Annotated in this window: 13 protein-coding genes and 1 tRNA gene; 8 read left to right on the forward strand and 6 right to left on the reverse strand. The window is 72.8% G+C overall.

The genetic code is table 11. From position 1 onward, the window contains the following. Positions 1–38: 38 nt before the first annotated feature. Positions 39–1,364, reverse strand: coding sequence for a UDP-glucose dehydrogenase family protein (locus ACWCYY_RS05105; protein WP_449795149.1), 1,326 nt, complete (start codon positions 1,362–1,364; stop codon positions 39–41). Positions 1,365–1,669: 305 nt separating this feature from the next. On the opposite strand from ACWCYY_RS05105, the gene ACWCYY_RS05110 reads away from it, so the two are divergent. The 3 genes from ACWCYY_RS05110 to ACWCYY_RS05120 all read left to right on the forward strand — a co-directional run bounded on the left by ACWCYY_RS05110 (position 1,670) and on the right by ACWCYY_RS05120 (position 4,572). Continuing rightward, entirely contained in the window at positions 1,670–3,088 is a 1,419-nt protein-coding gene (locus tag ACWCYY_RS05110; RefSeq protein ID WP_449795150.1) for a sporulation protein, read from the forward strand. A 102-nt stretch (positions 3,089–3,190) separates the two neighbouring features. Then, positions 3,191–4,240, forward strand: coding sequence for a terpene synthase family protein (locus tag ACWCYY_RS05115; protein ID WP_345281094.1), 1,050 nt, complete (start codon positions 3,191–3,193; stop codon positions 4,238–4,240). After that, a complete protein-coding gene (locus tag ACWCYY_RS05120) occupies positions 4,222–4,572 on the forward strand; it encodes a hypothetical protein (RefSeq protein ID WP_345281096.1) in 351 nt (116 codons plus the stop codon). Before ACWCYY_RS05115 ends, ACWCYY_RS05120 begins: the two co-directional genes overlap by 19 nt. A 28-nt stretch (positions 4,573–4,600) precedes the next feature. Here ACWCYY_RS05120 and ACWCYY_RS05125 read toward each other — a convergent pair. Next, positions 4,601–4,672 (reverse strand) — tRNA-Lys (locus ACWCYY_RS05125). A gap of 97 nt (positions 4,673–4,769) precedes the next feature. On the opposite strand from ACWCYY_RS05125, the gene ACWCYY_RS05130 reads away from it, so the two are divergent. Next, entirely contained in the window at positions 4,770–5,588 is an 819-nt protein-coding gene (locus ACWCYY_RS05130) for a hypothetical protein (protein WP_449795151.1), read from the forward strand. Positions 5,589–5,638: 50 nt separating this feature from the next. Here ACWCYY_RS05130 and ACWCYY_RS05135 read toward each other — a convergent pair whose 3' ends face one another. After that, positions 5,639–6,145, reverse strand: coding sequence for an SgcJ/EcaC family oxidoreductase (locus ACWCYY_RS05135; RefSeq protein WP_449795152.1), 507 nt, complete (start codon positions 6,143–6,145; stop codon positions 5,639–5,641). A gap of 321 nt (positions 6,146–6,466) precedes the next feature. On the opposite strand from ACWCYY_RS05135, the gene ACWCYY_RS05140 reads away from it, so the two are divergent. Continuing rightward, positions 6,467–7,150 carry a Type 1 glutamine amidotransferase-like domain-containing protein gene (locus tag ACWCYY_RS05140; protein ID WP_449795153.1) on the forward strand — a complete coding sequence of 228 codons (684 nt, stop codon included), beginning with the start codon at positions 6,467–6,469 and terminating at the stop codon, positions 7,148–7,150. Between the two features lie 144 nt (positions 7,151–7,294). Then, entirely contained in the window at positions 7,295–8,347 is a 1,053-nt protein-coding gene (locus ACWCYY_RS05145; RefSeq protein ID WP_449795154.1) for a S1 family peptidase, read from the forward strand. A gap of 70 nt (positions 8,348–8,417) precedes the next feature. Here ACWCYY_RS05145 and ACWCYY_RS05150 read toward each other — a convergent pair whose 3' ends face one another. Then, on the reverse strand, positions 8,418–8,612 hold the full coding sequence (locus ACWCYY_RS05150) for a YegP family protein (RefSeq protein ID WP_449795155.1): 195 nt from the start codon (positions 8,610–8,612) through the stop codon (positions 8,418–8,420). Positions 8,613–8,773: 161 nt separating this feature from the next. Beyond that, a complete protein-coding gene (locus ACWCYY_RS05155; protein ID WP_449795156.1) occupies positions 8,774–9,310 on the reverse strand; it encodes a hypothetical protein in 537 nt (178 codons plus the stop codon). 566 nt (positions 9,311–9,876) lie between these two features. Here ACWCYY_RS05155 and ACWCYY_RS05160 point away from each other — a divergent pair. Both ACWCYY_RS05160 and ACWCYY_RS05165 read left to right on the forward strand, forming a co-directional pair. Next, a complete protein-coding gene (locus tag ACWCYY_RS05160) occupies positions 9,877–10,233 on the forward strand; it encodes a hypothetical protein (RefSeq protein WP_345281109.1) in 357 nt (118 codons plus the stop codon). Between the two features lie 49 nt (positions 10,234–10,282). After that, positions 10,283–10,594, forward strand: a complete 312-nt coding sequence (locus ACWCYY_RS05165) for a hypothetical protein (RefSeq protein WP_449795157.1) — start codon at positions 10,283–10,285, stop codon at positions 10,592–10,594. 18 nt (positions 10,595–10,612) lie between these two features. Here the strand turns inward: ACWCYY_RS05165 and ACWCYY_RS05170 are convergent, their stop codons facing one another. After that, positions 10,613–12,070: a hypothetical protein gene (locus ACWCYY_RS05170; protein ID WP_449795158.1), complete on the reverse strand. Its 1,458-nt coding sequence runs from the start codon at positions 12,068–12,070 to the stop codon at positions 10,613–10,615. Positions 12,071–12,075: the final 5 nt, after the last annotated feature.

Genomic DNA, 12,075 nt, shown 5'->3' on the forward strand with positions numbered 1-12,075 from the left:
GCCGCCGTCTGCGGGCCACCCGCGGGCGGGGGCCGGCCCTACGGGCGGCCGAGGGCGCGGTACGTCCAGCCGGCGGTGCGCCAGGTGGCGGGGTCGAGGGTGTGGCGGGCGTCGAGGACGCGGGGGGTGGCCGGGAGCGGGGCGAGGGCGGCCGGGTCGAGGTGGGTGTAGTCGGGCCACTCGGTGAGGTGGAGGAGGAGGTCGGCGCCGGTGAGGGCCTCGGTGGGGTCGTCGAGGTAGCCGAGGTGGGGGAGGGCCTTGCGGGCGTTGTCGAGGGCGCGGGGGTCGGAGACGGTGACGGTGGCGCCCGCACGGTGGAGGGCGTCGGCGACGGCGAGGGCGGGGGAGTCGCGGATGTCGTCGGTGCCGGGTTTGAAGGCGGCGCCCCAGACGGTGATCCGGCGGCCGGCGAGGGTGCCGTCCAGCAGCTCGCGAGCCAGCTCCACCGTCCGTTCGCGGCGGCGGGTGTTGACCGCCCCGACCTCCCGCAGGAGTGTCACCGCCGAGTCGGCGCCCAGTTCGGCGGCCCGGTGGCCGAAGCCGAGCAGGTCCTTGGGCAGGCAGCCGCCCCCGAAGCCCAGCCCGGCCCGCATGCCCCGCCGCCCGATCCGCACGTCGTACCCGAGTGCCTCGGTCAGCACCTCCACGTCCGCGCCCGCGGCCTCGCAGACCTCGGCCATCGCGTTGACGAAGGAGATCTTGGTGGCCAGGAAGGCGTTCGCCGCCGACTTGGCGAGCTCGGCCGTGGCCAGGTCGGTGACCACCACCGGGGTCCCGGCCGCGATGACCGCCTCGTACGCCTCGCGCACCAACGCCTCGGCGCGGCGGCCTTGCCCGGTGCCTCCGCTGCGGCCCGCGAAGCCGAGTACCAGCCGGTCGGGCCGTAGGGTGTCCTGGACGGCCCGGGACTCGCGGAGGAACTCCGGGTTCCAGCACAACTCGACGTGGTGCGGGGCGTCCTGGAGCAGGGCGAGCAGCTCGGCGGCCGTGCCGACCGGGACGGTGGACTTGCCGACGACCACCGCCGGTCCGGTCAGCCGGGCGGCGAGGCCGCGGACGGCGGCGCGCAGCGCGCCGAGGTCGTAGGCGCCGTCCGGGCCGAGCGGGGTGCCGACGCCGAGGAAGTGCAGCTCGGCGAAGGCCGCGGCCTCGTCCCGGTCGGTGGTGAACCGCAGCCGCCCGGAAGCGGTGTGACGGGCCAGCAGCTCGTCGAGGCCGGGCTCGTGGAACGGGGCGCGGCCGGAGTTCAGGGCCGCGACCTTGTCGGGATCGAGGTCCAGGCCGAGGACTTGGTGGCCGAGTTCGGCCATCGCGGCGGCGTGGGTGGCGCCGAGGTGGCCGCAGCCGATCACGGTGAGCTTCACGGGGTGGATCCTTCCGTCGGGGCTCGGACGCTCCTCAGCCAACCCGGAGGGCCCGGGTCGAGGGAGGGCTCGCAGGGAGGCTCACGGCTCGCGGCCCGCCGCGTGCGCCTGGTGGTGGCGGACGGTGCCACTCGTTCCGGGCCGGACCCACCGGATCGGCAGGGGGCTCACACGGGGGCTCGCACGGTGCGCGGGAACCTCACCGGGCCCGCGGAGGTCCTAACCTCGGTGATCCGGCATCAGCCGCCGGACGTACCAACCCCCGTGCCGGGTGTGGCGGGGGCGGAGCAAGGGAGACAGCGACCGTGGGGACGACCGCGCGCAGGGCCAAGCCGCCGAACGAGGCGCTGGCCCGGATGATCGAGGCCTGCGACGGGGCCAGCCGCAAGGCGCTCGCCCACCGGGTCAACCAGTTGGCGGCCGGGGCCGGGCTGACCACCCGGTACACCCACACCTCGGTCGCCAACTGGTGCCGCCGGGGCATGGTGCCGGAGTGGCCCGTCCCGGCGCTGCTGGCCCGGGCGATCGGTGAACGGCTCGGCAGGCCGGTCGCGTTGGCCGAGATCGGGATGGCGGAGGCCGGGCCGGAGCCGGACGCGGCGGCGGGACTGGACTTCCCCCGCGACCCCGCCGAGGCCGTCCGGGTGGCCACCGCCTTCTGGAGCTCGGTCAACCGGCGCGACTTCCTCACCGGCACCGGCTTCGCGGTCTCCTCCTTCGCCACCCCCGTGACGCGCTGGCTGGTCAACCCCGCCGACGAGGACGCCGCCCACCGGGGCCGGAACACGGCGCGGGGCCGGGTCGGTGCCGCCGACCTCGCCGAGCTGGGCGAGGCCGCCGAGGAGGCGCGGCGCTGGGACTCCAAGTACGGCGGCGGGAGTTGGCGCGCCGGCTCCGTGACCGCCTGCCTGCGGGAGCGCGCCGTCCCGCTGTTGAACGGTTCCTTCGACGACCGGGTCGGCCGCCGGCTGTTCTCCGTCACCGCCGAACTCTCCCGGCTGGCCGGCTGGACGGCCTTCGACACCGGCCAACACGACGCCGCACAGCGGCACTTCATCCAGGCCCTGCGGCTCGCCCGGGCGGGCGGCGACGTCCAGTTGGGCTGCTACGTGCTCACCACCATGGCGATGCAGACCCTGCTGCGTGGCTTCGCGGGCGAGGCGGTGGACATGACCCAGGGCGCCTTCGAACGGGCCAAGGGCCGCTCGGCCCCGCGGGTGCTGGCCTTCACCAAGCTGATCGAGGCCCGGGCCCACGCGCGGGAGGGGGACGCCCGGGCCGCCTCCGCCGCGCTCGCCGCCTCCGAGCGCCTGCTCGACCAGTCCCGCGTGGGCGGCGGTGCGGGCGAACCGGCCTGGATCGACTTCTACGGCCCCGCCCGGCTCGCCGCCGACGCGGTCGAGGTCTTCCGCGACCTCCGCAACCCCGCCGCCGCTCTGGGCTGGAACGACCGCACGGCAGCGATCCCCACCGGCGCCTTCACCCGCTCCGTCGGCCTGCGCCTGACGGTCGTCGCCACCGCGCACCTCCAATCCCGGGAGCTGGAGCGAGGCTTGACGGTCGGTCACCAGGCGCTGGACGTCCTCGCCGGGGTCCGCTCCGCCCGCGCGGTCGACTACGTCCGGGACTTCGGTGCGGCGCTGGGGCCATGGCGGCGGGAGCCGGGGGTGGGGGAGTTCATCGAGCGGGCCCGGGCCTCGTTCGGAGCCGCTGCGGCAGCCTGAGGTGCTCTGCGCGGGCTCTTCTGTGATGTGTTCAGGCCAACTTCTGGCCGATCTTCGATCGAAGTCGACCACGGAGTGCGGCGGTACGGGAGGCTGCCGATCATGGACATCCTCGCGCGGCCGACGTTCCACATGCCGTTCCGCTCCCGCCTCAACCCGAGCGTCGACCAGGCCCGTTCACGTGCTCTGGAGTGGGCGCGGCGGATGGGCATGTTCGACCAGGAGTACCTGGCGTGGCCCCGGCGGTGGAGCGAGGAGACCTTCCGGCGGGCCGACTTCCCGCTGTTCATCGCCCTGACCCACCCGGACGCCGACCCCCGCGAGCTGGACCTGGTCACCGCCTGGCACGTCGCGCTCTGGTTCGTCGACGACCTCTTCCTCCCGCTCTCGAGACGCGACCACGACCGGGTGCCGGCCGAGGTCCGGGCCGAGCGGCTGATGCGCTTCCTGCCGCTCGACGGTTCGCCGCACCTGCCCGTCCCGGCCAACCCGGTGGAGCGGGCCTTCGCCGAGCTCTGGCCCGAGACCGCCGCGGCCGCGAGCCCCTTCTGGCGCGAGCGCTTCGTCGGGAGCGTGCGGCGCTTCCTGGAGGGCGTGCTGTGGGAACTGGAGCACGTCGACCACGCGGTCGACGACCTGGTCGAGTACCTCGGCGCCCGCCGCGACTTCGGCGGCCTGCAGTTCACCGCCCTGCTGATGGAGCACGCGGGCGGCGAGCTCCGGCCGGAACTGCTGCGCGACCGTGAACTGCGCTCCGCCCTGGACGCGTTCGTGGACGCCGTCAGCCTGCACAACGACCTGGTCTCCTACGAGCGGGAGATCGAGGAAGGCTCCGTCGGCAACAACGGCGTCGAGGTCACCCGCAAGGCCCTCGGGATGCCCCTGCGCGGCGCCGAGGACCTCGTCGACGCGCTGCTGACCGCACGGGTGAACACCCTGGCCCGGGCGGCGGCGGCCGTGCCACCGGACGCGGTGGCCTTCGTCGAGGCCCTGCAGGAGGCCCTGGCCGGCTCGTACCGCTGGCACGAACTGACCGGCCGGTTCCACCGGGGCCAGGAAGCCGGGAGGCCGGAGGCCGGAGGGCAGCGGGCCGGGAGCGAGGGTGGCGTGGGCCAGGGAGTTAGGGTTCGGGCATGCCGATCGTCGACGTGACCCACGCCCCCACCGTCCCGGAGTCCCAGCTGCGCGAACTGGCCGCAGTGCTGCCGCACTTGGTGTCCCTGGCCGTGGAGTGTCCGGAGGAGCCGTACGACGGTGACCTCCAGCCCGGGGACGTGGACGTCCGCTTCCGCGCGTTCGGCGCGCTGGACCGTGGCGGCCTGCCCGTGGTGATCGAGATCAGGTCGAAGTGGTTCCCGAGCCGGGACGCCAACCGCCAGGAACGGGTCGACACCCTCCACGAGGCCATCGGCTCGGCCACCGGTCTCGACGACTTCGGGATCTACCTCTCGCTGCCCCGCGCCGCCTGGTCCCAGGGCGACTGACGCCTCGGGCCGGACGCCTGGGGTGCGGAACGGGTGGAGGGACTTGAACCCCCGACCTGCTGATTAAGAGTCAGCTGCTCTGGCACTGAGCTACACCCGTCCGCGGAACCGATTGTGGACCGCCGGGGACTTCCGGGGCACCAGGTTTTTCCGGGATCGGTCCTCTACGGAGCGGACGGCGCGGCTAGGTTGAGCCCATGTGCGTCTCTTCGGCCCGGGCCGAGTTCTCCGGCACCACCCTCTTCGTCGGACGGCGGAACCACCCGCTGCACGGGCTGATCCACGTCCTGGGCTACCAGAACACGGCGGTCAACCTCGCCTCCGGCCCCAACGCCATGCTGCTCCACCTGCCCGCGCGGTCCGTGACCCAGGGGAACTTCCTCTCGGCGGGCGGGTGCTCCACCATCCTGGAGAGCATGGTGGAGGCGTTGCTTCCGGTCAGCCGGGGTGTCGGGCCCGTACAGATGGACAGTCGGACGCGGGGGGCGGTCGAGGTGTTCGACCACGACATCTACACGGTGGTGCTCGCCGACGACCCGACGCTGATCCGTGCCGCCCTCGGCCGGGTGCCCGCGCGCAAACGGCCCGCGCTCGACCCCGAGCTGCTGCGCTTCTACGCCGACCACTACCCGGACCACACGATCGCGCTGTGCTGCTTCGACAACACCGAGGCGAGGAAGGCCAAACCGCTCCTGCTCTGGTACGAGCCCCTGGACCCGGACCTGCTCGTGGCCCCGTCCCTGGACAGTCACACCGGTGGGGCCCCGGACCTCGACGCGCGCGTACCCGTCGACCACTGGCTCCTGTTCGGCACCGACGAGGCACCGGACGGCTGGGGCTCGCCCGTGCGCTACCCCTTCGACATGCCGACCGCGCTGCACGAGTACCTCCCGCCCACGGTCATGGGCACCCACGCCGGGTACATGAGCCTGGCGAACGGTGACTTCGCCATCGCCCACGAGGACCTCCTGGCCGGCCACCTCGGCCGGATCGGCAGGCTGCAGCCGAGCGCCTGAGCCCGTACCCCGAGGTCCGGACGGCTACTCGCCCGGACCTCGGGGACTGTTCACGGGCGGGCGGCCAGGGTCTCCGGGTCCTGGACGGTGGTGTTCTGGGCGGCGGCGATGCGCCAGGTGCCGTCGTCCTTGGCGAGGACGTAGGTCGGGTTGCCGGGGCGCGCCTCGGGGTGCTCCTGGGCGAGGGCGGCCGGGTCCGGGTGGCCGCGGAAGATCTCGTCGAGGTGGCGGCCGTCGGCGCGGTTCAGCGGCCGCTGACGGACCTTCACGGCGGCCAGGTCCGGCCGGATGAAGAGGATGTGGGCGACGTCGTAGCTCGCGGTGACCGGGGCGGTGGCGGTGGGCGGCAGCACGGCGCGGGTGAAGGCGGCGATCTCCTCCAATCCGATCATCAGCTTGCCGTGCCCGGTGGTCCAGATCGCGTCGGGCCGGAAGTGCGCGAGGAAGTCGTCCGGGGCGGCGGCCTGTTGGGCCTTCTCGACGGCGGCGACCAGGCCGACGATCGCGTCCACGTCCTGCTGCGGCGCGGCGACCCCGGTGATCTGCGGCTGCTCCATGACGACACCCCTCCTCGACTGCCCCGGGCTTCCCGGGAGCTGTGCACCATCCTTCAACTTGAAGTGCACTTGAGGTCAAGCGATCACTGGCGACCCGTCGGACGAGCGTGTCCTCGAGTGGGGTGGCCGTGTCGAGGGCGTTGGCGAGGGGACGGGCCAGTCGGCGGTGGCGTTTGGGTGGGCGGGGGTGGGCGTTGCGAGGCCGTCCACGATCTCGAGGGCGGAGCAGCGGCTCTCGGACCAGGAGTCGTACTGGTCGGCCGTGACCAGGGTGGTCGAGCTGTCCGCGGAGGCTTCCGGGCGGGTGGCTAGTGTGGGCGGATGCGACTGTATCTGTCTTCGTTCCGGCTCGGTGACCGCCCGGAGGAGTTGGTGGGGCTGCTCGGGCGGGTGGGGGCCGGGTGCCCGGTGGGGGTGGTGGCGAACGCGATGGATGCCGCGCCGGGGGAGGTGCGGCGGGCCGGGGTGGAGCGGGAGTTCGCGGCGTTGGCGGGGTTGGGGCTGGCGCCGGTGGAGGTGGATCTGCGGAAGTGGTTCGGGGGTGAACCCGGAGCCCTCGCGGAGGAGTTGGCGCGGTACCCGGTGGTGTGGGTGAGGGGCGGGAACGTCTTCGTGCTGCGCGAGGCGCTGGCGCGCAGCGGGGCGGACGTGGTGCTGACCGGGATGGTGCGGCGGGACGAGCTGGTCTACGCCGGGTACAGTGCCGGGCCGGCGGTGCTCGGGAGGAGCCTGCGGGGGCTGGAGGGGTGCGACGACCCGGCGGACGTGGCGGTGGCGTACGGGGACGTGGCGGCCGTGCGGTGGGACGGGCTGGGGGTGCTGGACTACGTGGTGGTGCCGCACGTGGATTCCCCCGGGCATCCGGAGAGCGAAGCGCTGGGGCGGGTGGCCGCGGAGTACCACCGGACGGGTGTGCCGCACCGTGCGCTGCGGGACGGCCAAGCGCTGGTGGTCCGGGGCGGTGTGACCACGCTGCACCCGGACGGAGCAGAGCGGCTGGGGTAGCGACGGAAGGTGAACTCTCGTGAGGCAACGGCGAGTTGACGGGCGGATTGGCAGGGCGGCCCGGATTGACGTGTGCATGGGGCGGCCGGATGGTGGAGGGGAGGAAACGCCTCCCCCGGCTCCTGAACCCCCACGGAGAGACCCATGAGGAACCGCCGCCCCGCCGCCCTGCTCGCGGCCACCGCCCTGCTCGCCACCACCGCCGCACTGGCCGCACCCACCACCGCCACCGCCCGCCCGGCCCCCACCGGCGACCAGGTCACCGCCCTCGCCGAGGGGCTGCAGCAGAGCCTGGGCGAGGGCCGCACGGCCGGCTCCTACCTGGACGACAGCGGCCGCCTGGTGGTCAACGTCACCGACCCGGCCGCCGCGCAGCAGGTGCGGGTGACCGGTGCGCTGCCCCGGTTGGTGAGTCGTAGTGGTGCCGAACTGGCCTCGGCCACCTCCGAGTTGGACCGCCGGGCCGCCGTCCCCGGGACGGCCTGGGCGGTCGATCCGGTGAGCAACCAGGTGGTGCTGACGGTGGACGACAGCGTGGGCGGGGAGCGGCTGGCCCAGGTCGCCGGAGTGGCGGAGCAGCTCGGCGGGGCGGTGCGGGTCGAGCGGGTGCCCGGGACCCTGAGCATCAAGCTGGCCGGGGGCGACGCCATCTACGGCGGCAGCTTCCGCTGCTCGCTCGGCTTCAACGTGCGCAAGGGCACCACCTACTACTTCCTGACGGCCGGTCACTGCGGCAACGACGCCCCGTCCTGGTACACCACCTCCGGGCACACCACCAAGCTGGGCGACACCACCAACTCCCGTTTCCCGGGCGACGACTTCGCCATCGTCAAGTACACCAACGGCTCGGTGCCGCCCTCCAGCGTGGACCTCTACAACGGCACCACCCGCCGGATCACCGCCGCCTCCACCCCGACGGTCAACACCACCGTCACCCGCAGCGGCAGCACCACCAAGGTGCACAGCGGCAAGGTCACCGCCCTCAACGCCACCGTCAACTACGCCGAGGGCAGCGTCCGCGGCCTGATCAAGACCACCGTCTGCGCCGAGCCCGGCGACAGCGGCGGCGCCCTCTTCTCCGGCAACACCGCCCACGGCCTCACCTCCGGCGGCTCCGGCAACTGCAGCGGCGGCGGCACCACCTTCTTCCAGCCCGTCACCGAGGCGCTCGCCGCCTACGGCGTCAGCGTCTACTGACGGACCGTCGCGCACGCGCACCGGAGGCCGGCCCACCTCGTCGTCGTGGGCCGGCCTCCGGTGCGGCGGACTACGCCGGTGCCGCCGCGGTGGCCTCGGAGACCTTCGCATACGGCGCGGCCTTGCGGATCGACTCGATGCTCTTCATGCACTGTTCCTGGGTCTCGTACGGTTCGCTGGTGATGATCACGGCGCCCGTGCTGGCCTTGAGACGGAACCGGTGCACGCCCGACTCATCGGTGTAGAGCTCGAACTTCGCTGCCATGGAACTGCTCACCTCTCGTAGGTCCGCCCCCACCCCGGCACCGTAGGACGGCCCGTCGGCGCGCCGCACCCGCAGCGCTCCGATCGGGTGGCGGGTCGTCAGGGGGGCTGCCGGAGGCTCGGTTGGAGAACCCCGGCCGAGCCTCTGCGCAGACCGTCCGCTTATTGCGACATCTCCGGATTCGTCCGTTTCCGAGGCGTATGTTCATGAGATTGTCGGCCCGAATCGTCGGGGTCTTTCAGGAGCTGAATAATTTTACGGGCCGGTTGTGCTACTTCGGTTTCCAGGGATGACGCCAGCTTTTGCAGGGAGGGTGCGGCGTCGTGGAGTGCGGAGCGGCATGCACGTTCCCAGTCCAACGGTTCCGCGTAGTTGCCGGCGCGATCCGACGGCATGGCTGCCGCTGCGTTGCTCCATTGGTTGGCCCGTGCGATGCTCAGCAGCAGATCAAGAATCTCCGGCCTGCACTGGATGTGTGGCGCTTCGGCCAATTCCACCAGGAAGGGAATGGCCGGAGCGGTCGCCTCTCTCACGACGAAGCCGAGTTCGCAGATGTGGTCCTTGAGGCGATCGATTGCATCCCGAGAGCTCGGAGCGTCGCCCCAGGCTGCCCGTGAGAGCAGGTCGGGAACGTCCCGGGCGGGGCCGCAGGCATCCTGGAGCTCATGCCATCGAACTGCGTGGATGCCTTTTAGCATTGGTCAGCCCTCCCTTGACAGCGTCCTTCGTGGCCATGGCTGGATTTCGTACAGAAGGTCGAGGCTGCACCTCAGGGGTCGACCATGCTTGCCCGGCGATCTCGAGAAAGTACTCGGCGGCGCGGTGCAATGCACTGTCCAGGGCTGGAAGCCCTTCGCTCGTGCGCCATTCGTCGGTGCCTGATTCGCACGCCTCCCAGGCGCTCACATAGGATTGCTCGACGGCAGCGGTTCCGAACATGAGATCAGCGAGGAATTCATCAGGACATTGATTTTTCGGTCTGAGTAGAGAATCCGGTTGCTCAGCTCGGCCCTCGCCACCAGTAGTTCGCCGACTCGCCTCAGGTGAATCACTCCCACATTCGCGCTGATGACGATCTCGGAAAGAGTACGCAGGGCTGCAGTTGGCTTGTGCATGAAGTGAGGTTTTCCTCCTCGCTCTGTTGATGACGGCCAGGATGTCACGTGGCGGCGAGACTGAGGTGCCCCGCCCGGATGACGGGGCGTCAGGGGGGGTAGTCTCCGCGGTCGGATGAGTCGTGAGTTGTAGAGCCATCGGGGGACACGTGAAGTTCGACCAGGACGAACCGCAGGGCGTGCGGGAGCGGCGGCTCGCCGGGGAGCGGGCGGCGGCGAAGGTGGCGGCGCGGGAGAGGCGGGCCGCGGTCAGGGAGGAGCGGAGGGCGGCGCGGCTCGCGGCGCCGCTCGACCTCGGGTGGGCGCACGTCGGGGCGGTGGGGGTGGCCGGGGCCATGGCCCTCTCCGCGTATCGAGGCGTGCTGGAGTTCGTGTGGGTGCTCGCCGCGGTGATGCTGCTGGTGTACGTGCTCAACCTCGCTGTGGCGCGGAGTGACGGCGAGGAGTGGCCGGTCGCCGTCAGGCGTGCGTACCGTTCCACCTTCGGTCGGCGGCGGGCCCGCTGACGTAGCCTCGTGTGCGATCGATCCCCGAGCAGACTTTCCGAGAGGCGCCGTGTACTTCGACCAGGACGAACCGCAGGACGTGCGGGAGCGGCGGCTCGCCGAGGAGCGGGCGGCGGGGCGGGTGGCGCGGGCCGAGGCGCCGTTGAAGTTGGGGGACGCTCACCTCGGGGCGGGGCTGGTGGTCGTCGCGGTGGTGCTGTTGGCGTGCTTCGGGACGTTCGTCGTGGTCGGTGTCGTGCTCGGGGTCTTCGCGGTGTGGTTCGCCGTCGCGCGGGCCTGGGTGCAGTACGACGGCGGGCGCGGGTGGCACGCGATGGGGCGGGCGTACGGGCTCACCTTCGGCTGGGGCGGGGGCTTCTGAGGGCGGGTCAGGGGTGGGTCAGGGACGGGGCACACCGGCGGCGTCGAGGAGGGCGTGGAGACGGGGGCCGGTGAGGGAGGGGTTGGCGGCTGCCGGGCGGGCGAGGTCGGGGTCCTGGAGGAGGGTTTCCAGGACGTCGGTCGGGAGGAGGGGGTTGGTGGCGGCTGCCCGGCGGACTTCGGGGGACGGGTCGTCGAGGAGGGCGACCGGGGGCTCGGGGAGGGTGGGGTCGGCGGCGGCCAGGGCGCGGACGCCGGGGTCCTGGTGGGCGAGCAGGTGCCCCAGGCCGGTGCGGGGGAGACGGGTCGTCAGGTGGAGGGTCTCGCGAAGGTCGGGCCGGGCGACGAACGCCTCCAGGACGGTTTCGGCGGGTGCGTTGCCCTGGTACTCCGCGAGCAGGTGGCGGACCGACGCGTCGGGGTCGGCGGCCAGCAGCGGGATCAGCTCCGGCGGGAGCATCGGCGAGCCGGCCACGGCCTGACGGGCCAGCAGGTGGGGTGAGGTGGCGCAGGCCCGGTACCAGGCGGTGAGTTCGGGGCCGGCCGGGGCGGGGGGCTGCCACCCGGGGGAGCTGTGCGGTCGGGCCTGGAACAGTGGGCGGACCGCTGCGTGGGCGCGAACCTCCTCGTCCGGGTCCTCTGCCAGGAGGGCCAGCACCTCGGGGCCGACGTCGTTCCGCTGCGCGACCGCGAGGCGGACCGTGCGGTCGGGATCGCGGGCCAGGCGGTCGACTGCGTCGGCGGGGGTGTGCCGGTTGGTGGCCAGTGCCCAGAGGTCGCGCCGATCGGCGAAGCACCGGTCGATCACGGACTGCGGGAGTGCGTGGTGGAGCAGGATGTGGACGCGGGCGTGGCAGTCCCGTTCGGGGAGGTCGGCCTCGGTCGCGGCCGGGTCGTACTCCCGGTCGCCCCGCTGCGCGGAGGCCCGGACGGCCGGGTCCGGGTCGGCCCGGAGGGCCTCGCGCTGGTCGTCGGTGAGGCTCTGCCAGGTGAAGGTGGCCTGGATGCGCAGCTTGGGGTTCGGGTGGGTCGGCAGGCTGCGGTAGTAGGAGTCCGGGATCTGCCGGGAGAAGGGGAGTGACGAGGCGATCTCGTCGGCGGTCACCAGGTCGTCCGGGTCGGTCGCGGCCGTCATCAGCTTCACCACCACCTCCTCCGGCAGCGGCGTGCGGGGCCAGACCCACTCGCGCGGCCCGGTGGCCATCCAGGCCCGGACCATGGCGGAGGGGTCGTCGGCCAGCAACCCGCGCAGCTCGGGCGGGATGCGGCGGTTGCGGCCCAGGTGCCGGCGGACCCGGAAGTCCGGGTGGTGGCGCGCGGCTTCCCAGACCTCCGGCGGCAGGTGCCCCTCGCCGCAGAGCGTCATGCGTGCCTCACCCGCTTCGGGGGCGGCGAGCAGACGGAGCAGGACCTCGGCAGGGGCGGCCGGGTTGACCGCGATCCCGTGGAGCCAGGACTCGTGGAGGGGGGAGGGCATCGGGT

Source organism: Kitasatospora sp. NPDC001664, from assembly GCF_053596675.1.